This is a genomic window from Rhodoferax sp. P1_F3, from assembly GCF_056405715.1.
On the sequence record NZ_JBFUBO010000003.1, the window covers coordinates 355,070 to 379,327 of the forward strand.

The following is a 24,258-nucleotide window of genomic DNA, read 5'->3' on the forward strand; positions in this document are numbered from 1 at the left end:
AACACCAAGGTAACTCTTCCATGTCTGAATCGAACTCTCCCTCTTGGCTGGCGCGCTTGTCTGGCGGCCAGGCCAAGCAGAAACTGCTGGCCTTTGCCAGCCTGATTGCACTGATCCTGGTGTTCACCGCGCTCAAGCCCGATGCCTTCATGACGCAGGACAACATCATTGGCATCCTGCAGTCCACCACGGTCATTGGCGTGCTGGCCATTGCCAGCACCTTCGTCATCATCACCTCGGGCATTGACCTGTCGGTGGGCGTTCTGATGACGTTCTGTGCGGTCATGGCCGGTGTTTTTATGGTGAACTGGGGCATGCCCATGCCACTGGGTGTTGTGTGCGCACTGGCTATGGGCGCGCTGTCGGGCTGTGTTTCTGGCCTGGCCATCACCAAGCTCAAGGTGCCTCCCTTTATTGCAACCCTGGGCATGATGATGTTGCTCAAGGGCTTGTCGCTGTTGATCACGCACACCCGCCCCATCTATTTCAACGACGTGGAGGGCTTTGACCAGATTTCGCTGGGCTCGCTGATCGGCGACCTCATTCCTGCGCTGCCCATTCCCAACGGTGTTCTCATCATGTTTGTGGTGGCAGTGGTCTGTGCAGTGGTGCTGAACAAGACGGCTCTAGGCCGCTACACCTTTGCACTGGGCAGCAACGAAGAGGCGGTGCGCCTCTCGGGTGTGAATGTGGACCGCTGGAAGGTCATCATCTACACCTTTGCAGGTGGCATTTGCGGCGTCTCGGGCCTATTGATTGCCTCGCGCCTGAACTCTGCCCAGCCCGCGCTGGGACAGGGTTACGAGCTCGATGCCATCGCCGCGGTGGTGATCGGCGGCACCTCGCTCAGCGGTGGGGTGGGCACGATCTTGGGAACCATCATTGGCGCTTTCATCATGAGTGTGCTGATCAACGGTCTGCGCATCATGTCGGTGGCCCAGGAGTGGCAGATGGTGCTCACCGGTCTCATCATCATTTTGGCGGTCTACACCGACAACCTGCGCCGCAATAAGAAATAAGGAGACCGCACCACGCCCCATGCCCCGCTGTTTACTTTCCGAATTTTCATTTCGCTTTTTTTCGTGATTCCGTGTGACATAACTTTTTCTAACAGGAGACATCCCATGAACGCAAAACGACAACTGCTGGCTTTGACCGCTGGCTTGGCACTGGCTGGTTTTTCCAGCTTCGCAACCGCCCAGGAGATCTACATTCCCCTGATTTCCAAAGGCTTCCAGCACCAGTTCTGGCAAGCCGTGAAGCAGGGCGCTGACCAGGCCGCCAAGGACTACAAGGTGAAGGTCACCTTCGAAGGCCCAGAGACCGAACAACAAGTGGACAAGCAGATCGACATGCTGTCCGCAGCCATGGCCAAGAAGCCTGCCGCTATCGGCTTTGCCGCGCTGGACAGCAAGGCTGCTATTCCTCTGTTGAAGAAGGCCCAAGCCGCCAAAATCCCGGTGATCGCGTTTGACTCCGGTGTGGACAGCGACATTCCGTTGACCACAGCCACCACCAACAACGTGGCTGCTGCTGCCCTGGCTGCGGACAAGATGGCCGAAAAAATTGGCGGCGAAGGTGAAGTGGCTGTGATCGCCCATGACCAGACCAGCACCACTGGCGTTGGTCGCCGCGATGGTTTCCTGAACCAGATCAAGGCCAAGTACCCCAAGATCAAGGTGGTGGACGTGCAATACGGTGGCGATCAGCTGAAGTCTGCTGAAATTGCCAAGGCCTTGGTGCAAGCTCACCCTCAACTCAAGGGTATTTTTGGTACCAATGAACCTGGCGCCATTGGTGCAGGCAAGGGCATCAAGGAAGCCAAGAAGACGGGCATCGTGATCATCGGTTTCGATTCTGGCAAGGCCCAGAAGGACATGATCAACGACGGCACTATCGCCGGCTCCATCACGCAAAACCCCGTGGGTATTGGCTACAAGACGGTGGAAGCTGCTGTGAAGGCGTTGAAGGGTGAGGCGCTGCCCAAGATCATCGACACCGGCTTCTACTACTACGACAAGAGCAATATGAAGGACGCGAAGATCGCGGCCGTTCTTTACGATTGAAGCACCCCCCGAGCGGCTGCGCCGCTCCCCCTCTCTCGCCTGCGGCGGGAGGGGGGCGCACCCAGCGGCCTGGCAGAGCCAGTTCCGCGGGTGCCCTGATTTGTTGACTGAAAAGGAAAGACTGTGAAATTAGTACGCTACGGATTGCCAGGTCAGGAAAAGCCCGGTGTGTTGGATGCCCAGGGCCGCGTGCGCGACCTGTCGGGACACATTGCCGATGTGGCCGGTGCTGCGCTGCTGCCCGAGAGCCTGGCGCGTTTGCGTGGCGTGAACATCGAGAGCTTGCCCCTGGTGGCAGGCACTCCGCAACAAGACTTGCGCCTGGGGGCCTGTGTAGGCCAGGTGGGCAAGTTCATTTGCATTGGACTGAATTACTCCGACCATGCGGCCGAGAGCGGCATGCAGGTGCCGCCCGAGCCGGTGGTTTTCAACAAATGGACCAGCGCCATCGTCGGTCCTGATGACCAGGTGGAAATTCCACGGGGGTCGGTCAAGACCGATTGGGAAGTCGAACTGGGCGTGGTCATCGGCAAGGGCGGCCGCTATATCGACGAGGCCGATGCGCTGTCCCACGTGGCGGGCTACTGCGTGGTGAACGATGTGTCCGAACGCGAATACCAGTTGGACCGCAGCGGCACCTGGGACAAGGGCAAGGGCTGCGACACCTTCGGCCCCACTGGCCCCTGGTTGGTCACGGCCGACGAAGTGCCAGATCCACAAGCCCTGAAGATGTGGCTGGACGTGGACGGAAAACGCTTCCAGAACGGCAGCACCTCCACCATGGTCTATGGCGTGAAGTTTTTGATTGCCTACCTGAGCCGCTTCATGAGCCTGCAGCCCGGTGACGTGATCTCCACCGGCACCCCACCCGGCGTGGGCATGGGCCAGAAGCCGCCGCAGTACCTGCGTGCGGGACAAACCATCCACCTGGGCATTGACGGCCTGGGGACCCAAACACAAAAGACCGTACAGGCCTGATATGACCAAAGTCACCAACATGCGCGTCGTGGACGTGCGCTTCCCTACGTCCCAACACCTGGATGGCTCGGATGCCATGAACCCGGACCCGGACTATTCCGCGGCCTATTGTGTTCTGGAAACCGACCAGCCCGGCAAGGAAGGCCACGGCCTGACCTTCACCATTGGCCGCGGCAACGAGATCTGCTGCGCTGCTATCGAAGCCATGCGTCACCTGGTGGTGGGCTTGGACATGGATTGGGTGGCTGCTGACATGGGGCGCTTCTGGCGTTACATCACCTCCGACAGCCAGCTGCGCTGGATTGGCCCGGACAAGGGCGCTATCCACCTGGCCACAGGCGCCGTGGTCAACGCGGTGTGGGACCTGTGGGCCAAGCTCGAAGGCGTGCCAGTGTGGAAGTTGGTGGCCCGCATGAGTCCCGAGGAACTGGTGAAGCTCATCGACTTCCGCTACATCACCGACTGCATTACGCCTGAAGAAGCCCTGGCCCTGCTGCGTGAACGCGCGGTGGGCAAGGACGAGCGCTGGGCCACGCTGGAGCGCGAGGGCTACCCCTGCTACACCACGTCCGCCGGTTGGTTGGGTTACGACGATGACAAGCTGCGTCGACTGGCCCAGGAGGCCGTGGACGCTGGCTTCAACCACATCAAACTCAAGGTAGGCCGCGACAAGGCCGACGACATCCGCCGCCTGCGCATCGCCCGCGAGGTGCTTGGCCCCAATCGCCACCTGATGATCGACGCGAATCAGGTGTGGGAAGTGCCGCAAGCCATCGGCTGGTTGGAGGAATTGGCATTCGCCAAACCCTGGTTCATCGAAGAACCCACCAGCCCCGACGACATCGAAGGCCACCGCCAGATTCGTGAAGCCATGCTCGGCAAGATGAAAGTGGCCACGGGCGAGATGTGCCAGAACCGCATCATTTTCAAGCAGCTCATCATGCGCGGCGCCATTGACGTCGTGCAGATCGATTCGTGCCGCCTGGGTGGCGTGAACGAAATTCTGGCCGTGATGCTGATGGCCGCCAAGTACAACTTGCCGGTGTGTCCGCATGCCGGCGGCGTGGGCCTGTGCGAGTACGTGCAGCATCTGTCCATGATCGATTTCCTGTGCATTGCGGGCACCCGCGAAGGCCGCGTGATCGAGTTTGTGGACCATTTACATGAGCACTTTGTCGACCCCTGCGTGATCGAGAATGCGGCCTACATGCCACCGCAAGCGGCAGGCTTTTCGATCGAAATGAAACCCGAGTCGCTCCAACAGTACACCTTCAAACCCAAAGCTATCGCGGCATGAAGATAGACACCCACCAGCACTACTGGCGCTACCGCGCCGAGGAATTCCCGTGGATCAGCGACGCCATGCCCCTGCTGCAGCGGGACTGCATGCCCTCGGACTGCGAAGCGGCCATGGGCGCTGCGGGTGTAGATGCCGTCGTGGCCGTGCAGGCCCGCACGCTGGCAGCGGAGACCGATTTTTTGTTGCGTGTAGCGGACCAGAACCCCGAGGTGCTGGGCGTGGTGGGCTGGGCCGATTTGGGCGCGGCCGATTTGGAGCACAGGCTGGAGCAATGGGGTGACCACACGGCCTTCAAGGGCCTGCGCCACATCCTGCAAGACGAGCCGGACGTGGGCACCTGGGTAAACGCGTCGGCCATCAACGCCGGGCTGCGCGCGGTACAAAAGCGCGGCTTGGTGTACGACGTGCTGGTGTTTGACCACCAGCTACCCAGCGTGACCGAGTTTTGTGCGCGCCACGACCAGCACTGGCTGGTGCTGGACCATGTGGGCAAGCCCTCCGTGCGTGACTGGGCGCGCAGCGCCGAGGTGCCGGGCCGCTGGAGCAGCTGCATCCGCGAGCTGGCCACCTTGCCGCACGTGATGTGCAAGCTCTCGGGTGCAGTGACCGAGGCCGACTGGAGTGGCCACGCCGGTGTGACACCGGAAGACGCCAAAACCATTCTGTCCTGCTTTGACCAGGCGCTGGAAGCGTTTGGGCCGCAGCGGCTGATGTTTGGCTCCGACTGGCCGGTGTGCCAGTTGGCTGCACCGTATGACGTAGTGCATGGCCTGGCACACAAATGGGCCAGCACGCGCCTGACGGTGCGTGAGCAGGAGGCCTTCTGGAGTGGCAATGCCATCCGCTGCTATGGCCTGAATGTGCAGGCCCTGGCCGATTGACCTCAATTGACATTTGACCGAGAGTTTCCATGGATCTGCATTTACAAGACAAGGTGGTCATCGTGACCGGTGGGGCCAGTGGCATTGGCGCCGCCATTTCGCTCACGTTGGCCCAAGAAGGCGCCATCCCCGTGGTGTTCGGTAAAAGCCCCATGCCCGAAGACTTTACCCAGCGGCTAAAGACTACGGCCCGCCAGCACTTGTTTGTGCAGGTGGAACTGTCAGACGAGGCTGCCTGCCGTGCAGCGGTCGCGCAGGTGGTGGCCCAGTTTGGTCGTGTGGACGGCTTGGTGAACAACGCGGGCATCAACGACAACATCGGGCTGGACGCAGGCCGCGATGCCTTCGTGGGCTCGCTAGAACGCAACCTGATCCACTACTACACCATGGCGCACTATTGCGTGCCGCACCTCAAGGCCAGCAAGGGTTCCATCGTCAACGTGTCGTCGAAGACGGCGGTGACGGGGCAGGGCAACACCAGTGGTTATTGCGCCTCCAAGGGCGCGCAACTGTCGCTGACCCGTGAATGGGCAGCGGCGTTGCTGAGCGACGGTGTTCGGGTCAACGCCCTGATTCCGGCCGAGGTGATGACCCCCCTGTACGAGCGCTGGATCAACAGCTTTGACAAGCCTGAAGAAAAGCTAGCCTCCATCACCGCCAAGATTCCGCTCGGACACCGTATGACCACGTCCGAAGAAATGGCCAGCATGTGCGTCTTCTTGTTGTCCGACGTGTCCTCTCACACCACAGGTCAATGGGTGTTTGTGGACGGTGGCTATACCCACCTGGACCGTGCGCTGTCCTAAAGGGGGCGGCACTCTGGGAAAGTACGGCGCATGAAATTGTCTGATCTGAAAATCTCCCAAATCCTGTACGCGGGGTTTGGTTTGCTGGTGGTGGTGTATCTCGTGTCCAGCGCCATCAATGCCGAAATGATGCGCCGCATGCATGGCAACCTGGAGCAAATGGAGACGACCAACAACGCGCAAATCGCGATTGCAAATGCGCTGCACAAGTCGGTCTCCAAAATCAGCCTGTCGGTGCGAAAAATCATTTTGCTCAACAGCGATGCTGAAATTCTGGAAGAGATCAACGCCTACAAAGCCGAGGTAGAGAACTACAACAAAATCCGCGAGAAACTGTCGCAATCGAATGTGATTGCACAAACCAGTGGGCCCTGGCAGAAAGTGGACGACACGCGTCAGAAGGCCATGCCGCTGTTAGGCAATCTTTACGCTGCAGTGCAGGAGCACCGGGATTCCGAGGCCATCAAAAACCTCAAACTGGTAGGCGATGCGATTGATGGCTGGCAGAGTGCACTGGACGCCGGTGTGCAGTACCAACAAGACGCTAACCATGTGGCCTTTGAAGATTCCAACAAGGTCTACAGCGCGGCCCTGCTGCTGCTGGTCACGATAGCGGTCGTCAGTGTGTTGTTGGCCATAGGCGTTTCTTTTGTCATTGTCTGGTTGCTGGCGTCTCAGCTCGGTGGTGAGCCCAAAGAAGCTGCGCGGGTGGCGTTGAAAATTGGTGCGGGAGATTTGACCCAGACCATCGCGGTGCACCAGAACGACACCAGCAGCCTGATGGCCGCCATGAAAAGCATGCAAACCAACCTGGTGCAGGTGGTGTTGTCGGTGCGTTCGGGGTCGGAGGCGGTGGCCACGGCCAGCTCAGAAATCGCCCATGGCAATAACGACCTCAGTGCCCGCACCGAGCAGCAAGCCAGTGCACTGGAAGAAACCGCAGCCTCGATGGAAGAACTGGGGTCTACGGTGAAGCAAAACGCCGACAGCGCGAGGCAGGCCAGCCAGTTGGCCATGACCGCATCGACCGTGGCCACGCAAGGTGGGGCGGTGGTGGGGCAGGTCGTGGAAACCATGAAGGGCATCAACGAGTCTTCCCAGAGGATTGCCGACATCATCAGCGTGATCGATGGCATTGCCTTTCAGACCAACATCCTGGCGCTGAATGCAGCGGTAGAGGCTGCCCGAGCAGGCGAGCAAGGTCGTGGCTTTGCCGTGGTGGCGTCTGAGGTGCGTTCGCTGGCGGGCCGGTCTGCCCAGGCCGCCAAGGAGATCAAAGGTTTGATTGATACCAGTGTGGAGCGCGTGGCGCAAGGAAGCCAACTGGTGGACCGGGCCGGAGAGACCATGACCGAGGTGGTCTCCGCGATCCAGCGCGTCACCGGCATCATGTCGGAAATCAGTGCAGCCAGCTCAGAGCAGAGTGCTGGCGTTTCACAGGTGGGCGATGCGGTGCGCCAGATGGACCAGGCCACGCAACAAAATGCTGCATTGGTAGAACAAATGGCCGCAGCGGCCAGCAGCCTGCAAAGCCAGGCCCATGATTTGGTAGGCACCGTGGCGCAGTTCAAACTCGCGTCCGTACCAACCTGACATTTACACGACAAGGAACCTTATGCGTTACGCCCTGGCCCTGGATTTGGTGGACGACCCCCAGCGCATTGCCGAGTACGAAAAAGCGCATGAAAAAATCTGGCCCGAGGTGCGCGAGCACCTGCGTACCCAGGGCGTGTTGGGCATGGAGATTTACCGCCTGGGCACGCGCCTGTTCATGGTGATGGAGGTAGACCCTGCGGTCTACAGCGCCGAAGGCATGGCCCAGGCTTCGCTGAACAACCCGGCCATCGTGCGCTGGGAAGCGCTGATGTGGACCTACCAGGCACCTACGCCGTGGACGCCTGCGGGTGAAAAATGGGTGCCCATGGCCAAGATCTTTGATCTGGCCGTGCAATAGCCCTTACACCCCGATATTGCATTCCCGGCGCAGCAGCGCCACGGCGTCGTTGAAGGTGTGGTCGTGGTCGCTTTGCAGCGTGGGCAGCGCGTCTTCGATGAAGTTGTCCCACAGGCTGGCATAGTCGTCCTGGTGCTGGGCAGGCGCATGCTCCGCAATGAATGCACGGACCACTTCAGGTTTCAGCCCCGATTTGCGAATCTTGCGCACCAGCGTGGCGGCGGCCTTTTCGGTCAGCAGGGTTTTGGGCGTACTGCCCGCCGCCATGCACAGGAACAGCGTGAGCAGCGAGCTTTCGTCGTCATTGCCACCGGTGGCCTTGTCCCAAGCCTTGCTGGTGGCGCGGGCAAAGTGGTCAACCTCGGCCAGCGCGTCTTCCAGCCAGAAATAGCGGCCCATGAAGGCGGGCGTCTGGTCAAACAACTTGCGGGCCGGCACGGTGGATTCCAGCCACTTGGGGGCGTCTTGCAACAGCGACTGGCGCACGGCCTCTACCGCCTCCACGTAATCGTCTGGCAGGCCTTTGGGCATGGGGATGTTGAATTTGTCGGACTGCGTGGCGAACTTCTTGCGCAAGGCCAGCACCATTTTTTCGAATAGCACCCAGTCAGGCATCTCGGTACGCTTGAGGGCAAGCGCCAGCAGGGCAGTGCGGATCACGGCCTCGGCGTCCTTGCCGGCTTCTTCCAGCGCTTCGTCGTCCACGCCCAGCTGCTGGGCCAGCCACAGGGCTGCGTCCACCACCGCGGCCACACGGCTGCGCGTGGCCAGCTCGGCCTGGTAGTCGGGCAGGCTGCGCAGCGCCCATTTGGCCAGCAGCGGGATGTGTTCGTCGCGAAAGCCACTGCGCTCGTTCATGCCAAAGTGGGTGCTCTGCGGCATGGCAATCAGCGCCTTGAGCATGTCCGAGCCACCCTTGGAGCGCGAGAGAAAGCTGTGATCCCGCAGGGCCTCGGCCGCGTGCTGCAAATCACCGCTGCTGCTGTGCTCCAGGTACAGGCTCACCAGGTTCACCATGCGGTCCTTGGCCTGCTCCAGCTCGGGGCGCAAAAATTCGGTGCCAAAGTAGCGCGCAATCTGCACCATGCCCTTGGGCGCATCAGTGCAGATGGCGTCCAGCTTGGCCTGGTCAATCAGCCCGTGCTGCACGCCAAACGCCAGCGCCTTCTCGAAGAAGGGGCGGGCGTCATACAGGGAGACGGCTTGCGGCTGCGCAGACATGGTCAGATGGCGGCCTCTTCGTCGTCTTCGCGCGCGGCCGGTGTGGCCTTGCCGCGGTCGGTGTCACCGGTTTCCACCTTGCCGTCGTCTTCCTCGGCTTCTTCTTCATCGTCCAGGCCCATGTCGTGGGTGCGTGCCTTGGCCCGCAGCACGATGAGCATTTCAATGAACAGGTCAGGGATCTCGTGGCGCAACAGCCATGCCAGTTGCATCCAGTCCTGGTCGGCCACTTCATCCAGCTCCACGCGCGGACGCACATAGGCGGACTGCAGCAAGGCCTGCTCGGACAGCATCTCGCCGTCGTCTTCCACTGTGTCAAAGGTGCCGGTGCGGGCAAAGGCCTCCACACGGCTCCACTTTTCGGTGAAGTAGTCTGCCAGAGCCTCGCTGCCGCCCTCGAGGTCACCAATGGCGGTCAGGAACTCGATGGCATCGGCCGAGTCGTCGCGGAAGATGACCGAGTTCATCATGCCGCGCAGGTGGGTGCGTGTCAGATCCTTGTATTGCTTTTCAATGACTACGGCGTGGGCAAACTGCTGCGGTGTGATCAGCAGGTTGACGATGGATTCCTTGGAGTCGTCGTACTCGCGAATCACGGCCAGAATGTCTTTGGGTGGAAGCTGCTGCAGCACCACCATGAGGGCGCCATCGCCCTCGGTGTCGGCCAGTTCGGTCAGCACGGATTCAGCGCCCACGATGTCGCCTGCGGCGATGAGGGCTTGGGTTTTTTCAATCAGGGCAAGTTGGGACATCGTGTTCTCAGCTCAATCAGTCTTTGTGGTCAAAGCCTTGCTCGACCATCCAGGCGGCGCCTTCTTCCTCGCTCACACGGGCTTCGCGCTCGTCTTCGTCCAGGCCGTCGTGGCCGCCGTCTTCAGCGTCGCGGTCTTCTTCCTCGTCATCGCCGTCATTCGCAGCGGCGGGGCGGCTGTCGGGGCGGGCGTACATGTATTCCAGTGCGGCGGCCACGCACATGAACCAGGGGCCGGCGGGCTGCTGGAGCACTTGCTCGGCCAGAGGGCGTGCCCACGGCGAGATTTCGATGGCATCGCTCAGGCTGTCCCACTCGGGCAATTCTTCTGATTCGTGCGAGAGCAAATCGTTCCATGCGGCGGGTGATTTGAAGCGAAAGGCCTGGTGAAACACCACGGCCACCATCTCGGGGCTGAGCTCCAGCATGCTGAGCAAAAAGCCCAGTTCCTTGCGGCGCTCGGCCAGCTTTTTGGGCAGCACATGGGTGCCTTCGGAGTCCGAGGCCAGGTCGTCAATCTCTGCCTCGTAGGCGCTGCGCAGGTGTTGGAAAAACGGGGAAATGCTCATGGGTGGTCTAACTCAAAGAATGCGGCCGAAATAGGCGTTCCAGATCTCGCGTGCGGTCTCAATCGGGCTGTCCAGCAGGCCCCGGCGCCGGTTGTCGTCATAGGCTTGGCGCTTGTCATCGTCGGACAGCACCTCGTACGCCTCTTGCACCTCCCGAAACCGCTGCGCTGCGTCGGCAGCCGGGTTGCGGTCGGGGTGGTACAGCGCTGCCTTTTGGCGGAAGGCCTTCTTGATATCGGACAGCGTGGCTGCGCTGTTTAGCCCCAGGGCTGCGTAATGGTCTTTCATGCAGCGGCTTTCATAGAAGCGCATTGTGGCGGACAAAGAAAAAACCCCGCTACTGAAAAAGTAGCAGGGTTTCTTGCACCCTTGCGGGTTGTTCTGGCTCCTCAACCTGGGCTCGAACCAGGGACCTACGGATTAACAGTCCGGCGCTCTACCAACTGAGCTATTGAGGAATGAAGCCTCGAATTATAGCGTGATTTTTTGGGTGAATTGGAATGCGCCTGTCTTTTTGAAAAAAGTCACGCATTTTTTTGCGGCGTCTGCACGCCCAGCAGCGCATGCAAGCGCGGGCTGGTGGTGGTGTATTGCAGCATGACTTTCTTCTCGGGGAAGATGAAAGGCATCGCGCCATAAGCCGCCAGTGTGGCTTCGTGGAAGCCGCACAGAATGAGTTTCTTTTTGCCGGGGTAGGTATTGATGTCGCCCACGGCAAAAATGCCGGGCACATTGGTGCCAAAGTCTTCGGTGTTCACGGCCAGTTGCTTGCGCTCCATGGCCAGGCCCCAATCGGCAATCGGCCCCATCTTTGGGGATACGCCTAGGAAAGCTAACACTCGGTCGGCGGGCAGGGCGCGGCTGTGGCCTTCGGCATCCAGAATCTGCAGGGCCTTGAGCACGCCATCGGTGGCCTCAAAGCCGGTGATTTGCGCTGCCACAAAGCGCAGCGCACCGCTGGCGCGCAGGGCCTGCACGCGGGCCAGGGTGTCAGCCTCGGCTACGAACACATCGCGCCGGTGCACCAGCGTGACCGAGGCAGGGCGGTGGGTGTTGTCCGGGGCCAGCACCTGCAGCGCGCACTCCAGCGCGGCATCGCCACCGCCGTGGATGACCACATGGCGTTTGGACAGGGTGGCTACGGGGGGCGTGGCGTAGTGCAGCTGGCTGCCTTCAAACTGCGCAATGCCGTCCACATGCAGGCTGCGGGCCACAAAGGCGCCCACGCCGGAGGCAATGAACAGGGCCTTGGTCAGAAAGGCCTGGCCACCTGTGGTGGTGAGGTGAATGCGGCCGTCGTCCTGGCGCTGGACGGAGGCGACCTGCTGGCCAAAATGCATCTGCGCGCCAAACGGCGTGATTTGCTGCAGCAGGCTTTCGGTCAGGCCGCGGCCGGTGGTAACCGGCACGGCGGGGATGTCGTAAATGGGTTTGTCGGCGTACAGCTCGACGCACTGGCCGCCCGCGTAGGGCAGGGCGTCGATTACATGGGCTTGCACCTCCAGCAGGCCAAGCTGGAAGACCTGGAACAGGCCCACGGGGCCCGCGCCAATCACGACGGCATCGGCTTCAATGACGGAGGCAGCCATGCCGTGCGCCGCGTCAGCGGATCAGTTCAGACAGCTTGCCGGTCTTGTCTTTCCAGTCGTCGGCGTCGTCCAGGGGTGCCTTGCGCTTGGTGATGCTCTTCCAGCCCGGCAGGCGGGCCAGCTCGGCGTTGAGCTGGATCATGTGCTGCTGGTCTTTGGGCGCGTCTTCTTCGGCGTAGATGGCGTTGACCGGGCATTCGGGGATGCAGACGGCGCAATCGATGCACTCATCGGGGTCGATGGTCAGAAAGTTGGGGCCTTCGCGGAAGCAGTCCACGGGGCACACGTCCACGCAGTCGGTGTATTTGCACTTGATACAGGCTTCGGTGACGATGTGTGTCATGTTGTTTGGCGGCTAGTAGTAGTAAATGTGGCAGCAAGGTGCCAAGCCCTTGATTTTATTGGGTTTTGAAGTCGACCCTGTAAACAGGGGCGACTCCTTTGCGTTGCATCAACCCAGCAGCAATGCGCCCGACGTCTTGTGGCTGGCCGTGTCCACCAGAATCAGCGACCCCAGCACCCGGCTTTGCAGGTACGGCAGGGCCGCAATCGGCTCTTGCAAGGACACTTCAATGTGGCCAATGGCGTTGGGCAGGATCTGCGTAGCGTCGTGCTCTTGCAGCGTGTTGATGTCCAGGCTGTGCACGATGCGCTTGACCTTGGCCTTGATCCAGCGGTGGCCATGCAGCGCCAGGTACACGCGGCCGGCAACCAGAGGTTCGTCGTCCATCCAGGCCACGGTGGCCTTGATCTCGCGGGTGGTGTCGAAGTGGCTGGGGGCGTCGTTGGAGGCCAGAATCCAGTCGCCGCGCGACACGTCCACCTCGCGGTCCAGCACCAGGCCGGCGCCATGGCCTGCGCCTACATTTTTGGCCACGCGGGCGTGGTTCAGCACCTGAGCCACCACGGCGGTTTTTCCGCTGGGCAGGATAGAGACGGTGTCGCCGGGCTGCACGGTACCGGTGGCCACACGGCCCCAGAACACGCGGCGGCCCTTGCTGGTGTCCGCCGAATCATGGAACTTCTCGACCCATTGCACCGGGAAGGCAAAGGGCACATCGGTCTCGGCAGCCGTCACTGGCAGGGTTTCCAGCAGTGCCAGCAGGCTAGGGCCGTTGTAACCGCACCAACCGGGGTTGGCAGTCACCACGTTGTGGCCTTTGAGGGCCGACATGGGGATGGTGGCGGTAACGGCAATGCCGGCCTGCTTGGCAAAGGCCTGCAGCGCTTCGGTGATCTTGGCGAAGGCCTTGGCCGCGTCGTCGCCCAGCGCGTCCAGCTTGTTCACCGCAAAGATGATGCTGGGCACGCGCAGCAGGTTCACCAGCAGGCTGTGGCGGCGGGTCTGGGGCAGCAGGTCCACCAGGCCGTCCACATTCCACTTCAGCTTGGTGGCATCTACCAGCACCACGGCCGCATGGGCGCTGCTGGCGGCGGTGACCATGTTTCGGGTGTACTGCTCGTGGCCGGGGGCGTCGCCAATGATGAATTTGCGCGCGGGCGTGGCGAAGTAGCGGTAGGCCACGTCGATGGTGATGCCTTGCTCGCGCTCGGCAGAGAGACCGTCGGTGAACAGGGCGAGGTCGGCCTCGCCGCTTTTGGAGACGTTGGCCAGTTGGTCTTGCAGCACCGAGCGGCTGTCCACCAGCAGGCGGCCAATCAGCGTGCTTTTGCCGTCGTCCACACTGCCACAGGTGATGAAACGCAGGGCGGATGAAGTGTCATTTGTGCCGCTAGCCCCCGTGGAATGTGCGGGAGTAGCTATAGAAACAGTAGCAGTCATCAGAAGTATCCGTCTTTCTTGCGCTTCTCCATGGAAGCCTCAGAAGTTTTGTCGTCCATGCGGGTGGCGCCGCGTTCGCTCACGTCGGCGGCAAGGGTTTCGATCACGATGTCGGCCGCCGTAGCCGCCGTGCTTTCTACGGGGCAGGTGCAGGTGATGTCGCCCACGGTGCGGAAACGCACGTCGCGGCTCTCCACTTGTTCGCCGTCCTTGGCGGGTGTCAGGTCGGTCACCGGCACCAGCAGGCCTTTGCGTTCCACGACGTCACGTTTGTGCGTGTAGTACAGGCTCGGCAGCGCGATCTTTTCGCGTTCGATGTACTGCCAGACGTCCAGCTCGGTCCAGTTGCTGATGGGGAACACGCGGAAGTGTTCGCCGGGTTGCAGGCGGGTGTTGAACAGCGTCCACAGCTCGGGGCGTTGGGCCTTGGGCTGCCATTGGCCGAAGCTGTCGCGGTGCGAAAAGATGCGCTCCTTGGCGCGGGCCTTTTCCTCGTCGCGGCGGGCGCCGCCGATGAGTGCGTCAAAGCGGAATTCGTCGATGGCTTCGAGCAGCGTGACCGATTGGTGCACATTGCGGCTCTCACCAGGGTGCGCCAGGCGCACGGTGCCGCGGGCCATGGAGTCTTCCACGCTGCGCACGATGAGCTCAGCACCCAGTTCCTTGGCGCGGAAGTCGCGGAAGTCGGTCACTTCATGGAAGTTGTGGCCGGTGTCGATCATCAAGAGCGGGTAGGGAATGCGACCCACGCCAAAGGCTTTTTCAGCGCACTTGAGCATGACCAGTGAGTCTTTGCCGCCCGAGAACAGCAGGGTGGGGCGCTCAAAGGCGGCCGCCACTTCGCGCAGGATGAAGATCGTCTCTTCTTCCAGCGCGTCGAGGTGCTGGTTGGAGAGGCGGTCAAAATGGGAGGTGTCTGTCATCGCGTTCATGCTTTTGCTTCTTCTTCGTGTTTGACGTGCAGGCCGCACTCTTTGGCGGCTTCGTCTTCCCACCACCAGCGGCCGGAGCGGAAGTCCTCACCCAGGCTGATGGCACGGGTGCAGGGCTCGCAGCCGATGCTGGGGTAGAACTGGTCGTGCAGCGGGTTGTAGTCCAGCTTGTTGGCCTGGATGTAGTGCCACACGTCGCCCCAAGTCCAGTTGGCCAGGGGGTTGATCTTGGTACGTTTCTCCGACGTATCTACCAGCGGCACTTCGGCGCGCGCGCCAGATTGCTCACGGCGCAGGCCGGTGATCCAGGCGTCCTTGCCCTTGAGGGCGCGGTCTAGCGGCTCCATCTTGCGGATGCCGCAGCAGGCCTTGCGCAACTCGATGCTCTTGTACATCGCATCCTTGCCCTCGCGGTCCACAAAGTGGATGACGGACTCTTGTACCGGGGTGTAGACGGTGACGGCAGCCCGGCTGGATGCCTTGAAGCGCTCCAGCAGATCCAGCGTTTCCTGGTGCAGGCGGCCGGTTTCCAGCACAAAGATGCCGATGTCCAGCTTCAGGCTGTTGATCAGGTGGCTGATGACCACGTCTTCGGCACCCAGGCTGGAGGCCTGGGTGACGCGGGCGACCTCGCCGTCTTCACCCGCAAACTGCGCCGCCGCCTGGGCCAGCACGGCCTGGGCTTCAGCCAGCTTGATGATGTAGTCGCCAGACGCGGCGGCGTTGCGCGTCATGGCGCTGCCAGCGGGCTGGGCCTGCACGGCAAAGCGGTTGCTGAGGCTGGAAACCGAGTCAGCGTCGCTCATACGGTGGCTCCTTCACGCGCAAACACAGGCTTCACGGTGACCGCGTCACCTTGGTAGAAGCCGCGGTAGCGGTCAAACTGGCGTTGGGCAAAGTCCACGTTCTGGTCTTCGCGCAGCACGGCCACGTCAAAACCCGTGCGTTCCATCTGCACCAGTTGGTCGATCAGTACATCGCCTGTGGCGCGGATTTCGCCGGTAAAGCCCAGGCGGCGGCGCAGCAGGAAAGCCTGGCTGTACGCGCGGCCATCAGTGAACTTGGGGAAGTGCAGGTCGATGCGCGTCACGCCTTCGAGCGACACGCTACGTGGGTCTTCGGTATTCGCAATTTCCAAGACCTTGGGGTCTGTAGCCCCCGTGGAATGTGCGGCAGCAGCTATTAATTTCATAGTGATTTCTCTCTTTCTGCGTCCGGGGCTCAGGCTTCCTGTGCGTCTTTGGCGTAGCCAGACGACTTGGGCAGGGCGTGCAGGTCTTCGTGCTTGTCGGCCAGGCGGGCACTGTTGGCGGCCGCCTTGAAGGTGTCAAAGCCGACGCGCTTCACGCAGTCGATAAAGGTCTCGCGGCCCTGGCGGTTCAGGCGGAAGGCGTCCAGCAGCGCTTCGATGACGCCGGGCACTTCGCCCGCGCCAAACGAGGGGCCGACCACCTTGCCGGGCACGGCAGCGCCGCTCAGCGTGGAGCCGTCGGAGCCGCCCAGGGACACCTGGTACCACTCTTTGCCGTCTTTATCCACGCCCAGAATGCCGATGTGGCCGCTGTGGTGGTGGCCGCAGCTGTTGATACAGCCGCTGATGTGCAGGTCAATCTCGCCCAGGTCGTGCAGCTCGTCCATGTCCTGGTAGCGCTCGGTGATGGACTCGGCAATCGGGATGGAGCGGGCGTTGGCCAGTGCGCAGAAATCGCCGCCGGGGCAGGCGATCATGTCGGTCAGCAGGCGGATGTTGCTGCGTGCCAGGCCGGCGTGGCTGGCCGCCACCCACAGGGCGGGCAGGTCGGCCGCGTTGACCCAGGGCAGCAGCAAGTTTTGGTCGTGCGTTACGCGCACTTCTCCGGCGCTGAATTCGTCAGCCAGGGCGGCAGCGGTGTCCAACTGGTCCGCATCGGCGTCGCCGGGGGCCTGGCCCAGGCGTTTGAAGCTCAGGGTCACGGCGCGCAGCGCGGGGTTCTGGTGCGCAGCCACGTTTTGTTGCAGCCAGCGGTCGTAGTCGCGTTGGCGCTCAGGTAGTACTGCTACAGTTTTAGTAGCTGCTGGCGCACGTTCCACGAGGGCTGGAGGCACAAATGATGCTGAAACGCGGTCCAACTCAGCCTGGGTGATGGTGTGCGGGGCACCGTCCACGGTCAGGATCTGCTGGTACTCGGCTTCCACTTCGTCGATATAGCGCTGGCCTTCGGCCTTCACCAAAATCTTGATGCGCGCCTTGTACATGTTGTCGCGGCGGCCCCAACGGTTGTAGACACGCACCACGGCTTCCAGGTAATTCATGATCTGCAGCGCAGGCAGGAATTCGCGGATCGTGGTGCCGATGACGGGCGTGCGGCCCATGCCACCGCCTACCAGCACCTTGAAGCCCAGCTCGCCAGCCTCGTTCTTCTTCAGGTGCAGGCCCACGTCATGCCAGTAGGTTGCTGCACGGTCGGCTGTGGCGCCGGTGATGGCGATCTTGAACTTGCGCGGCAGGAAGGCGAACTCGGGGTGCAGCGTGCTCCACTGGCGCATGATTTCGGCCCACGGGCGGGGGTCGGCAATCTCGTCGGGGGCCACGCCGGCCAGCTCGTCGCTGGTGATGTTGCGGATGCAGTTGCCGCTGGTCTGGATGCCGTGCATGTTCACGGTGGCCAGCAGGTCCATCACATCGGCGCTCTTGGCCAGTGGAATCCAGTTGAACTGCACGTTTTGGCGCGTGGTGAAGTGGCCGTAGCCCACGGGCAGGTGGGTGGTGCCCCAGGCGGCTTGGGCGCCAATGGCGGTGTCAAACACTTCCTTGCTGGGGTGGTCAAACTCACGCGCGATGCGGGCCAGCACGCGCAGCTGGGCGCTGGACAGCTCGCCGTAGGGCACGGCCACGCGCAGCATGGGCGCGTAGCGCTGGATGTACCAGCCGTTTTGCAGGCGCAGGGGGCGGAACTCGTCATCGCTCAGCGTGCCGGCGAGGTTGCGTTCCAGCTGGTCGCGGTGCTGGGCGGCACGGGCGCGGACGAACTGGCGGTCAAATTCGGTGTATTGGTACATGGTCAGAGTGCAATGAGTTTCAAGCCAGCATAGGCAAGAAGGATGGAAAGCAAAGAACGAATGACACGCTCAGGCGTTTTGAACATCAGGTGCGAACCCACCCAGATGCCGGGGATCGAGCCTGCCAGCAGCTTGGCCAGCATGGGCCAGTCCACCGAACCCAGCGAGGCGTGGCCCATGCCGGCTACCAGTGTCAGCGGCACGGCGTAGGCAATGTCCGCCGCCACGATGCGCGGCAGGGGCAGCAGCGGGTACAGCAGCATCAACACCGTGACGCCAATGGCGCCCGCGCCGACGGAGGTGAGTGTAACCAGCGTGCCAATGAGTGCGCCGAACAGCAGCGGCAGGCTCCAGTGACGGGGGCGAGCGGCAGCGGCTTCCTGGCCGGCGGCCACAGATACCGGGGCGGCCTTGCCGCGCAGGGCTTTGTACAGCGTGGCTGCGGCCGTCAGCAACAGCGCGCCGCCCAGTGTGGTGGTCATGAGGTGTTGCACCGTAGGGCTGGTGGCGCCCAGGGTGTGCAGGGTGTAGAGGGTGATGAGCGCGGCGGGAATGCTGCCGGCCGACAGGTTGATGACCACCCGCCAGTCAATGTGCTTGGAGCGTGCCAGCTTGACCGTGCCCCCCATCTTGGTGAAGGCCGCAAACAGCAGATCGGTCCCCACAGCCATATAGGGCTTCACGCCAAAGAAGAAGATCAGGATGGGCGTCATCAGCGAGCCGCCGCCGACCCCCGTAAGACCCACCACAGCGCCTACAAAGAAGCCCGCAAAAACAAACGCTAAATCATGCATAGGCACGGACTGTAGGGGGGCGGGCTTAGATTGAAAACTATTTTTTAGCTATGGGGGTATGAGGTTTGGTTATATAGATGTCCCGCCGTGTCAGGGTTTGTCATCCTCCAGCCGCCACTTCAATGCTGCAACCCCTAACGCTGCGCGTTGGCCCATGACGCGGCTGGCCAGTGGCAGCACCAGATACCGGACGATGCGGCTGTCACTTCGGCTGAACATGCGCCAAGTCAGTTGGCAGGAATCGGTGCCTGTTTCACTGAGCGATATTTCCATGCGCGGCAGCAATGGCAGAAACCGCCCCTGGGTGGCGAAAAAATGATGGCCACGCACCTCATGCACTTCCAGTTGGATTTTTTGTGTTCCCCTGAGTGGCACCGACGCGGCCTCCAGATATTTCTTCCCTACTTGCCCATGGTGGAGGTCATTGGCCGACTCAATGGAAAGAACACCCGGGAACCACTCCCCAAACCTCTCCATGTTCACCACGTAGTTGAATACAGCCGCCACGGGCCGTTGGATCTGGATGGTTTTTTCGGTAAGCAAATGCATGGGGATGTTGTCATTGAGTGAAGCCAACAGCCATGCTAATGTGTGGAGTAAGGTCTATAGTCAAGAGAAAATTTCATGCGTATTGCCGAATTGGAAAGTCGAACCGGTCTTGGGCGCCATGCACTTCGCTTTTACGAGCGTGAGGGGCTGCTGGTCGGCGTAAGCCGCGGCGCCAACAATTACCGCGACTACCCGGAGTCAGCGGTCAAAGACGCCACGTTGCTGCAGCAACTCCAGTCCCTGGGGTTCTCGCTGCAAGAGATACGTGAGGTGTTGAACGCCATGCGTGCAAAAAGCATCGATTGCGCGCAAGGCGCCCGCTTGATGGCAGAAAAACGCACTGCGGTAGAAGCGCAGATTGCGAACCTGCGCAAGGTCAGCAAGATATTGATGCGGGAACAGCAGCGTCTGGAAGACAGGGCTGCGCGTCACAATCTCTCAGAGACGCCCATAGACTGAAAGCAGTCTTAAGTCTCGCTCAAAAGCAGACGTTAGACATTCGGACCCGGCCGGCTTCTCAGCAATGAAACAGCGGCCAGCACTTTAGATTCTGCTACTCCAATTGTCCGGCCTAGCGCAATGGCGTTTGGAACAATCCAGTAGGGTGAATCTGCATCAAACGGCGCAGATTCACCACTGAGGTTGTAAATGGTTTTTGCGCAAACCTCCTCGAACATGTATTGCGCTTGGGCAACTTCTTTTTTCGCTTTTTCGGCGGCAAGACATTTCTTGCGTATTTTTTGAAAGAGACCATGCGCTAGCTTCCAACGCTCAGGTTTGTGAAGCATTGCAAGCAGCTCGTCAAATGTATCCCGGTCGTCGCAAAGCTCGGCAAACAGTTCGAGCAAACGCTCGATATCAGCAATGATTGCTCCGCCTTGGATCATGGATGTTCAACGAATAATGTATGGAAGTGTCATCGGAATCGTATCAAACTGAGACTTATGTCAGCATGACCGCTTCTGCCGCGATGCCAAGGCGTCTACAGACTGATGGCCGACATCCCTGGAGCTCCGAAGCTTTCTAGATTCAGGTCTGAGCGACACGACCAAAAAGCCGCGCAAGGACGATGCCAAAGCACATCCCAACGGGCCCCGCGAATACCCAAATATAGAGCTTGAATATTGAAGCAGTATCCGGCGCTACTACGTCTTCGAAATGGGCAGAAACGAGGCTGACGATAGCGAAAATAAAGAATACTCGCAGCGATACATCTCGGGTCAATAGCGACCCAACGGCACCACCGACAGTAAAACCCAGAAGTCGAATCAGGGTGGCCAGCGGCCAAAAATTTGTTATCCCAGAAACAAAGATGTAGTTTGTGTTTGGAGGAGTTCCGCTCAACCAAGAAACAGCACTGACAGGTATGAGGATTCCAAGCAAATGCTGTGTACCGAGCGCGACTAATAAAGCGACCAGTGATGCGAACCAGAGAGATGTGGTGCGATTAGTGTCTGAACGCATAGTTGATCTACTGGTTGCTTGAAAAGATGTCGGACATAGACTGGTTACAGTCTTTCACAGTGCTCCCAAGCAGTCGTTAACGTGCAAGCTCAGCGGGCGGCGAAGCCGTCCGCTTGGAGCGAAGGGTTAGAAATATTGGCGCTATTTTTGAAGTGTTGCATGGAGCATGTTGGGCAGATCTGTTGAGCTGAGCTTATAAATATGCTCCTTACTCATTTCGGGCAGAAATTGAGTGTTGCTCATTACCCCGTTCGGCCATATTCTGATAATTTGCTCTGAATCGAGTCTTTTAATTGTTTCATGCAGCGAATTTTCGCCATCTTCTGTTGTGCAGCCCAGGATGAACAGAGTCATGAATCCTATGGTGAACATCGTTATGTGGCATGGCGTGGCTGTGTCTGTGTTGTGATCAAACACAAAGAAGCGCAAGTGTCGGGTTACCGTCAGTGGGGTGAATTGACTTTTGCCTAGCCAAACGTAGGTGTTAGGCGGCGGAGTTAGCTTCTCTTTGATCCACTGAAAGTGTTCTACTGGGATCCCTCTCGGCTTTGGGTCCATTAGTCCTCTGACTGCGGCTGTCTTGGATGCCCATAGAGCAATGTATTTTCTGGCCTCGCCAGTTGTGGTGAAGGATTGCCCAAGAATTGCTGGCTCGATATATTGCTCGCAAGGCAGTTCAACTGACTTGTTTAACCAGCCTTCATTGCACTCTTTACAGACGTCGTTTACCTTCTGATCGAATGGCCCGCTTGGTATTTTTCTAAATTTTTCATTGAGTTCCCCGGAGGTTGGACAAATATAGTTCTGGGCCCAATTGATGTGCGTGCCTTCGCTTGGCAGTATTTTCGCTAGCTTCGCGCGAAGGACGTGTTCGCCGGACATTTTTACTTCGGGCGGAGAGCGATGGCAAAACACACACTTTTTCATATTTCTAACGTTTGACTTAAGCGGCTGGCCGTAGGCCAGTCCGCTTGAATGATGGGATGGACTCCCCCGTCTTTTTGCGCAAAAGTTGCGTACTGGTCTTCATTGGCGTGGGGAGCAGTTCTTTCAACGTAAGGAGTCCGACATGCATGCTACTACCGTTGCCGTTGATCTTGCAAAGTCCGTCTTTCAACTCGCTGTGGCCGACGAACACTGGCGTGTGGTGGAAACCCAGCGCCTCACCCGCACTCAGTTCGAGCGCTGGTTTCTCAATCGGGACGTGAACCTGGTTGTGATGGAAGCCTGCGGCTCAGCGCACCACTGGGGCCGCTGGCTCAACAGTCTGGGCATTGAGGTTCGCTTGCTGCCTGCCCAGTACATCCGTGCCTACGTCAAGCGCAACAAGACCGATGCAGCCGATGCCGCAGCGCTGCTGGAGGCCGCCCGTGCATCCGATATGCGCCCGGTGCGGGTGAAGTCGGTAGAACAACAAGCCTTGCAAGGCATGCACCGCATCCGCAGCCTGTGGATGGGGACACGCACTTCGCGCATCAATGCACTACGCGGCTTCTGCCGAGAGTTTGGGATTGCGATTCCCGTAGGAGCGCGCACTGGTGTGGAAGCGATCAGCCGGGTGCTGGCAGACCCCAGCACCGCTGTGCCCGATCTGATCCGGGGTACAGCCAAGCTGTTGGTCGATGAGATTCACCTGTTGGAGGCCCGCATCGCCCAACTGGAGCGCGAGCTGGCTGCCATTGCCAGGTTGAGTCCAGCCTGCACCACCTTGCTGTCGATCCCTGGCATTGGCTTGCTCACAGCCACGGCCTTGGTGGCGGCTACCTCTGGTGATGTGAGTCACTTCCAGGACGCCCGGCACTTCTCCAGTTGGTTTGGCCTGACGCCCAGGGAGTACAGCTCGGGCAACAACCGCTATCTGGGGCATATCTCCAAGAAGGGGGACCGCTACTTGCGCATGCTTCTGACCCACGGGGCCAGGAGTGTGCTGCGCTCGGCCAAGGTGGCTGAGGGTGCAGGTAAAGAGGTATGTGGTGTACGCCGCTGGGCGCTGGATGTGCAGTCCAGAAGCAACCACAACAAGGCGGCGTGTGCGCTGGCCAATAAGCTGGCGCGGATTTGCTATGCCACGCTCAGGGACAAGGAGCCGTTCGGTGAGCAAACCGTGCGGCTGAACAAGAAGATCCACAGGGAGAGTTTTGTGATGCCTGCCTGACAGCAACATCCAAAACAGCCGTCATCAAGAAGAAACTCCACACCCATCACGCGTTGCGACGAGATTGATCGACCACCATGGCCAACCGGGTTCCCCCCACACCGATAGACGCCGATAACTCTTCCGGCTCGTTTGCAGCCGCTTGTAACGATTGGCGCATTGGTGACGCAGATTCCATGTCGGCACGGGACATTAACGATCCCACCTCTGATGCCGGATATACGACTGCAGGCGCTTCCCCAACAGCCAAAACATCGGTCAGTTTCTTGCGCTTGCGGGGGAGTCCATATAGGAAGGGTTAGGCGTCGCCGCCTGGTGCCAGGCACGATGGTTCATCGATCGCCTACTTGTCTTCGACAACTTGAAAATCAACGACATGCCGAAGTGACCCGTTGACGAAGAGTTCGAGTCTGTGTGGACCTAGCGGGTCGCCTTCATCGAACCAGAAGTCATCAACGATCGTCGGCTGAGAGGAACTGAATGTCTTTGTGCGCATGGTCCGCGTCCGTGCGCGCTGGAGGTTGCCGGAGACCTCTTTCAGTTCTGCAGGCAAGTGCACCACTTCGTACCACTCAATGGGCTTGCAATCGGGATTGTCGAAGCCAATGCCCCAGCGAAAGCCGGTTGCTTTGTACCTGCGCGGAAGCCGATTTGTCTCGCTGACGAAGTCGAAGACGCCTTCCGAGACTTCGCGGAAGATACCGAAGCGTATGTTTGTAAGCCTCGGCCGATCAGCCGCAAGCAATGACAGCGGCACAGATGATGCTCCGAAAATGAGCAGGCGGCGTTGGATCATGCTGATTCAGTACAAGTCAAAGTATTCGGGTGGGACACTGCAGCTTGCGACGCCTAACGTTGGCGCTCAGCCGACGCAGTTGGCGGTCGGATGGAGCAACCTGTTAACCCGAACCACTCCGAGCGACAGTGCCCCACGCGATTCAGGCTTACGACATCAATCGTGACCAGGATGAAACTCACCGCGCACCTCGGATGTTGGACTATCAAGTTCTTCGTTGAATGATTCAACTATATCGGCGATGACGTCGTCAGAATCAACACCACGCTCGCTTTCAATTGCATTGGCTAAGTGACGCACGACATCCGCTAACAAAATCCCCCAAGCTTTTGGCTCATTTCGGCCTTGCGCGTGCCACATACCAACATTCATTGTGCAGTGAAGACCGTTCTCCGCAATCCAACCGCTGAGCATTTGCACGGCATCGTCGTCACGCTGAGCGGCAGGGGGTATTACAAGTGTACGCATAGTTGCAGTGCGGGTTAACGTAATTTATACCGCAAAGCGCTGCGGTATAACGTGGGAGTGTGGTCTATAAAAAATGGCATTTTTTCATATCCAGTCTGCGTGAGCTGCTCTCATAAAAATAGCGACAAACACCGCAGTCTTCACTCTCGATTTTGACCACTCA

General features: G+C 59.9%; 28 protein-coding genes and 1 tRNA gene. 10 read left to right on the forward strand and 19 right to left on the reverse strand.

Annotation, left to right across the window (positions count from 1 at the left end; all coding sequences use genetic code 11):
• Positions 1-20 precede the first annotated feature (20 nt).
• The 8 genes from AC1DZ5_RS07615 (at position 21) to AC1DZ5_RS07650 (ending at position 7,985) form a co-directional block, all read left to right on the forward strand.
• Positions 21-1,019 (forward strand): ABC transporter permease, encoded by a 999-nt coding sequence (locus tag AC1DZ5_RS07615; protein WP_477887669.1) that lies wholly within the window; start codon positions 21-23, stop codon positions 1,017-1,019.
• Positions 1,020-1,124: 105 nt separating this feature from the next.
• Complete coding sequence (locus tag AC1DZ5_RS07620; protein WP_477887671.1) at positions 1,125-2,066, forward strand: substrate-binding domain-containing protein; 942 nt, start codon at positions 1,125-1,127, stop codon at positions 2,064-2,066.
• 123 nt (positions 2,067-2,189) lie between these two features.
• Positions 2,190-3,044, forward strand: a complete 855-nt coding sequence (locus AC1DZ5_RS07625) for a fumarylacetoacetate hydrolase family protein (RefSeq protein ID WP_477887673.1) — start codon at positions 2,190-2,192, stop codon at positions 3,042-3,044.
• A 1-nt stretch (position 3,045) separates the two neighbouring features.
• The gene (locus tag AC1DZ5_RS07630; protein WP_477887675.1) at positions 3,046-4,341 is read left to right on the forward strand and encodes an L-fuconate dehydratase; all 1,296 of its coding nucleotides are present in this window, start codon (positions 3,046-3,048) and stop codon (positions 4,339-4,341) included.
• Positions 4,338-5,225 carry an L-fucono-1,5-lactonase gene (locus AC1DZ5_RS07635; protein ID WP_477887677.1) on the forward strand — a complete coding sequence of 296 codons (888 nt, stop codon included), beginning with the start codon at positions 4,338-4,340 and terminating at the stop codon, positions 5,223-5,225. The genes AC1DZ5_RS07630 and AC1DZ5_RS07635 overlap by 4 nt, the downstream gene beginning before the upstream one ends.
• 29 nt (positions 5,226-5,254) lie before the next feature.
• Complete coding sequence (locus AC1DZ5_RS07640; protein ID WP_477887679.1) at positions 5,255-6,031, forward strand: L-fucose dehydrogenase; 777 nt, start codon at positions 5,255-5,257, stop codon at positions 6,029-6,031.
• Positions 6,032-6,061: 30 nt separating this feature from the next.
• Complete coding sequence (locus AC1DZ5_RS07645; protein ID WP_477887681.1) at positions 6,062-7,624, forward strand: methyl-accepting chemotaxis protein; 1,563 nt, start codon at positions 6,062-6,064, stop codon at positions 7,622-7,624.
• A 22-nt stretch (positions 7,625-7,646) separates the two neighbouring features.
• Positions 7,647-7,985 carry an L-rhamnose mutarotase gene (locus AC1DZ5_RS07650; protein ID WP_477887683.1) on the forward strand — a complete coding sequence of 113 codons (339 nt, stop codon included), beginning with the start codon at positions 7,647-7,649 and terminating at the stop codon, positions 7,983-7,985.
• Positions 7,986-7,988: 3 nt separating this feature from the next.
• Here the strand turns inward: AC1DZ5_RS07650 and AC1DZ5_RS07655 are convergent, their stop codons facing one another.
• From AC1DZ5_RS07655 to AC1DZ5_RS07720, 14 genes are all read right to left on the reverse strand, one after another.
• Positions 7,989-9,206, reverse strand: coding sequence for a hypothetical protein (locus AC1DZ5_RS07655; protein WP_477887685.1), 1,218 nt, complete (start codon positions 9,204-9,206; stop codon positions 7,989-7,991).
• 2 nt (positions 9,207-9,208) lie between these two features.
• Positions 9,209-9,958, reverse strand: a complete 750-nt coding sequence (locus tag AC1DZ5_RS07660) for a hypothetical protein (RefSeq protein WP_477887687.1) — start codon at positions 9,956-9,958, stop codon at positions 9,209-9,211.
• A 16-nt stretch (positions 9,959-9,974) separates the two neighbouring features.
• On the reverse strand, positions 9,975-10,526 hold the full coding sequence (locus AC1DZ5_RS07665; protein ID WP_477887689.1) for a hypothetical protein: 552 nt from the start codon (positions 10,524-10,526) through the stop codon (positions 9,975-9,977).
• A 12-nt stretch (positions 10,527-10,538) separates the two neighbouring features.
• Positions 10,539-10,814, reverse strand: coding sequence for a DnaJ domain-containing protein (locus tag AC1DZ5_RS07670; RefSeq protein WP_477887691.1), 276 nt, complete (start codon positions 10,812-10,814; stop codon positions 10,539-10,541).
• Positions 10,815-10,908: 94 nt separating this feature from the next.
• Positions 10,909-10,984: transfer RNA gene (locus tag AC1DZ5_RS07675), tRNA-Asn, on the reverse strand.
• A 66-nt stretch (positions 10,985-11,050) separates the two neighbouring features.
• A complete protein-coding gene (locus AC1DZ5_RS07680; protein WP_477887693.1) occupies positions 11,051-12,115 on the reverse strand; it encodes an NAD(P)/FAD-dependent oxidoreductase in 1,065 nt (354 codons plus the stop codon).
• 13 nt (positions 12,116-12,128) lie between these two features.
• Positions 12,129-12,458, reverse strand: a complete 330-nt coding sequence (gene fdxA, locus AC1DZ5_RS07685; RefSeq protein ID WP_315496825.1) for a ferredoxin FdxA — start codon at positions 12,456-12,458, stop codon at positions 12,129-12,131.
• Between the two features lie 108 nt (positions 12,459-12,566).
• On the reverse strand, positions 12,567-13,898 hold the full coding sequence (locus AC1DZ5_RS07690; protein WP_477887695.1) for a sulfate adenylyltransferase subunit 1: 1,332 nt from the start codon (positions 13,896-13,898) through the stop codon (positions 12,567-12,569).
• Positions 13,898-14,830 (reverse strand): sulfate adenylyltransferase subunit CysD, encoded by a 933-nt coding sequence (cysD, locus tag AC1DZ5_RS07695; RefSeq protein ID WP_477887697.1) that lies wholly within the window; start codon positions 14,828-14,830, stop codon positions 13,898-13,900. Before cysD ends, AC1DZ5_RS07690 begins: the two co-directional genes overlap by 1 nt.
• The gene (locus AC1DZ5_RS07700; RefSeq protein WP_477887699.1) at positions 14,827-15,636 is read right to left on the reverse strand and encodes a phosphoadenylyl-sulfate reductase; all 810 of its coding nucleotides are present in this window, start codon (positions 15,634-15,636) and stop codon (positions 14,827-14,829) included. The genes cysD and AC1DZ5_RS07700 overlap by 4 nt, the downstream gene beginning before the upstream one ends.
• Positions 15,633-16,022, reverse strand: coding sequence for a DUF934 domain-containing protein (locus AC1DZ5_RS07705; RefSeq protein WP_477887701.1), 390 nt, complete (start codon positions 16,020-16,022; stop codon positions 15,633-15,635). The genes AC1DZ5_RS07700 and AC1DZ5_RS07705 overlap by 4 nt, the downstream gene beginning before the upstream one ends.
• Positions 16,023-16,051: 29 nt before the next feature.
• Positions 16,052-17,869, reverse strand: coding sequence for a nitrite/sulfite reductase (locus AC1DZ5_RS07710; RefSeq protein ID WP_477887703.1), 1,818 nt, complete (start codon positions 17,867-17,869; stop codon positions 16,052-16,054).
• A gap of 2 nt (positions 17,870-17,871) precedes the next feature.
• A complete protein-coding gene (locus tag AC1DZ5_RS07715) occupies positions 17,872-18,663 on the reverse strand; it encodes a sulfite exporter TauE/SafE family protein (protein ID WP_477887705.1) in 792 nt (263 codons plus the stop codon).
• A gap of 90 nt (positions 18,664-18,753) precedes the next feature.
• Positions 18,754-19,212 carry an SRPBCC family protein gene (locus AC1DZ5_RS07720; RefSeq protein WP_477887707.1) on the reverse strand — a complete coding sequence of 153 codons (459 nt, stop codon included), beginning with the start codon at positions 19,210-19,212 and terminating at the stop codon, positions 18,754-18,756.
• Between the two features lie 75 nt (positions 19,213-19,287).
• Here AC1DZ5_RS07720 and AC1DZ5_RS07725 point away from each other — a divergent pair, with 75 nt between their 5' ends.
• Positions 19,288-19,671, forward strand: coding sequence for a MerR family transcriptional regulator (locus tag AC1DZ5_RS07725; RefSeq protein ID WP_477887709.1), 384 nt, complete (start codon positions 19,288-19,290; stop codon positions 19,669-19,671).
• A 32-nt stretch (positions 19,672-19,703) separates the two neighbouring features.
• Here AC1DZ5_RS07725 and AC1DZ5_RS07730 read toward each other — a convergent pair whose 3' ends face one another.
• From AC1DZ5_RS07730 to AC1DZ5_RS07740, 3 genes are all read right to left on the reverse strand, one after another.
• On the reverse strand, positions 19,704-20,099 hold the full coding sequence (locus AC1DZ5_RS07730; protein ID WP_477887711.1) for a hypothetical protein: 396 nt from the start codon (positions 20,097-20,099) through the stop codon (positions 19,704-19,706).
• A 142-nt stretch (positions 20,100-20,241) separates the two neighbouring features.
• A complete protein-coding gene (locus AC1DZ5_RS07735; protein ID WP_477887713.1) occupies positions 20,242-20,676 on the reverse strand; it encodes a hypothetical protein in 435 nt (144 codons plus the stop codon).
• A 141-nt stretch (positions 20,677-20,817) separates the two neighbouring features.
• Positions 20,818-21,558: a hypothetical protein gene (locus AC1DZ5_RS07740; protein ID WP_477887715.1), complete on the reverse strand. Its 741-nt coding sequence runs from the start codon at positions 21,556-21,558 to the stop codon at positions 20,818-20,820.
• 187 nt (positions 21,559-21,745) lie between these two features.
• Here AC1DZ5_RS07740 and AC1DZ5_RS07745 point away from each other — a divergent pair, with 187 nt between their 5' ends.
• On the forward strand, positions 21,746-22,831 hold the full coding sequence (locus AC1DZ5_RS07745) for an IS110 family RNA-guided transposase (protein WP_477887717.1): 1,086 nt from the start codon (positions 21,746-21,748) through the stop codon (positions 22,829-22,831).
• A 343-nt stretch (positions 22,832-23,174) separates the two neighbouring features.
• Here the strand turns inward: AC1DZ5_RS07745 and AC1DZ5_RS07750 are convergent, their stop codons facing one another.
• Together AC1DZ5_RS07750 and AC1DZ5_RS07755 are read right to left on the reverse strand one after the other, a co-directional pair.
• A complete protein-coding gene (locus tag AC1DZ5_RS07750; RefSeq protein WP_477887719.1) occupies positions 23,175-23,627 on the reverse strand; it encodes a hypothetical protein in 453 nt (150 codons plus the stop codon).
• Positions 23,628-23,783: 156 nt separating this feature from the next.
• Positions 23,784-24,095, reverse strand: coding sequence for a DUF5076 domain-containing protein (locus AC1DZ5_RS07755; protein ID WP_477887721.1), 312 nt, complete (start codon positions 24,093-24,095; stop codon positions 23,784-23,786).
• Positions 24,096-24,258 lie beyond the last annotated feature (163 nt).

Coding starts and splice junctions, on each gene's coding strand:
- fdxA (WP_315496825.1), bottom strand. CDS start 12,458: ATGACACACATCGTCACCGAAGCCTGTATCAAGTGCAAATACACCGAC.
- AC1DZ5_RS07755 (WP_477887721.1), bottom strand. CDS start 24,095: ATGCGTACACTTGTAATACCCCCTGCCGCTCAGCGTGACGACGATGCC.
- AC1DZ5_RS07615 (WP_477887669.1), top strand. CDS start 21: ATGTCTGAATCGAACTCTCCCTCTTGGCTGGCGCGCTTGTCTGGCGGC.
- AC1DZ5_RS07670 (WP_477887691.1), bottom strand. CDS start 10,814: ATGAAAGACCATTACGCAGCCCTGGGGCTAAACAGCGCAGCCACGCTG.
- AC1DZ5_RS07650 (WP_477887683.1), top strand. CDS start 7,647: ATGCGTTACGCCCTGGCCCTGGATTTGGTGGACGACCCCCAGCGCATT.
- AC1DZ5_RS07640 (WP_477887679.1), top strand. CDS start 5,255: ATGGATCTGCATTTACAAGACAAGGTGGTCATCGTGACCGGTGGGGCC.
- AC1DZ5_RS07690 (WP_477887695.1), bottom strand. CDS start 13,898: ATGACTGCTACTGTTTCTATAGCTACTCCCGCACATTCCACGGGGGCT.
- AC1DZ5_RS07745 (WP_477887717.1), top strand. CDS start 21,746: ATGCATGCTACTACCGTTGCCGTTGATCTTGCAAAGTCCGTCTTTCAA.
- AC1DZ5_RS07620 (WP_477887671.1), top strand. CDS start 1,125: ATGAACGCAAAACGACAACTGCTGGCTTTGACCGCTGGCTTGGCACTG.
- AC1DZ5_RS07660 (WP_477887687.1), bottom strand. CDS start 9,958: ATGTCCCAACTTGCCCTGATTGAAAAAACCCAAGCCCTCATCGCCGCA.
- AC1DZ5_RS07630 (WP_477887675.1), top strand. CDS start 3,046: ATGACCAAAGTCACCAACATGCGCGTCGTGGACGTGCGCTTCCCTACG.
- cysD (WP_477887697.1), bottom strand. CDS start 14,830: ATGAACGCGATGACAGACACCTCCCATTTTGACCGCCTCTCCAACCAG.
- AC1DZ5_RS07715 (WP_477887705.1), bottom strand. CDS start 18,663: ATGCATGATTTAGCGTTTGTTTTTGCGGGCTTCTTTGTAGGCGCTGTG.
- AC1DZ5_RS07700 (WP_477887699.1), bottom strand. CDS start 15,636: ATGAGCGACGCTGACTCGGTTTCCAGCCTCAGCAACCGCTTTGCCGTG.
- AC1DZ5_RS07725 (WP_477887709.1), top strand. CDS start 19,288: ATGCGTATTGCCGAATTGGAAAGTCGAACCGGTCTTGGGCGCCATGCA.
- AC1DZ5_RS07710 (WP_477887703.1), bottom strand. CDS start 17,869: ATGTACCAATACACCGAATTTGACCGCCAGTTCGTCCGCGCCCGTGCC.
- AC1DZ5_RS07635 (WP_477887677.1), top strand. CDS start 4,338: ATGAAGATAGACACCCACCAGCACTACTGGCGCTACCGCGCCGAGGAA.
- AC1DZ5_RS07705 (WP_477887701.1), bottom strand. CDS start 16,022: ATGAAATTAATAGCTGCTGCCGCACATTCCACGGGGGCTACAGACCCC.
- AC1DZ5_RS07750 (WP_477887719.1), bottom strand. CDS start 23,627: ATGATCCAACGCCGCCTGCTCATTTTCGGAGCATCATCTGTGCCGCTG.
- AC1DZ5_RS07730 (WP_477887711.1), bottom strand. CDS start 20,099: ATGATCCAAGGCGGAGCAATCATTGCTGATATCGAGCGTTTGCTCGAA.
- AC1DZ5_RS07655 (WP_477887685.1), bottom strand. CDS start 9,206: ATGTCTGCGCAGCCGCAAGCCGTCTCCCTGTATGACGCCCGCCCCTTC.
- AC1DZ5_RS07720 (WP_477887707.1), bottom strand. CDS start 19,212: ATGCATTTGCTTACCGAAAAAACCATCCAGATCCAACGGCCCGTGGCG.
- AC1DZ5_RS07680 (WP_477887693.1), bottom strand. CDS start 12,115: ATGGCTGCCTCCGTCATTGAAGCCGATGCCGTCGTGATTGGCGCGGGC.
- AC1DZ5_RS07740 (WP_477887715.1), bottom strand. CDS start 21,558: ATGTCCGGCGAACACGTCCTTCGCGCGAAGCTAGCGAAAATACTGCCA.
- AC1DZ5_RS07645 (WP_477887681.1), top strand. CDS start 6,062: ATGAAATTGTCTGATCTGAAAATCTCCCAAATCCTGTACGCGGGGTTT.
- AC1DZ5_RS07665 (WP_477887689.1), bottom strand. CDS start 10,526: ATGAGCATTTCCCCGTTTTTCCAACACCTGCGCAGCGCCTACGAGGCA.
- AC1DZ5_RS07735 (WP_477887713.1), bottom strand. CDS start 20,676: ATGCGTTCAGACACTAATCGCACCACATCTCTCTGGTTCGCATCACTG.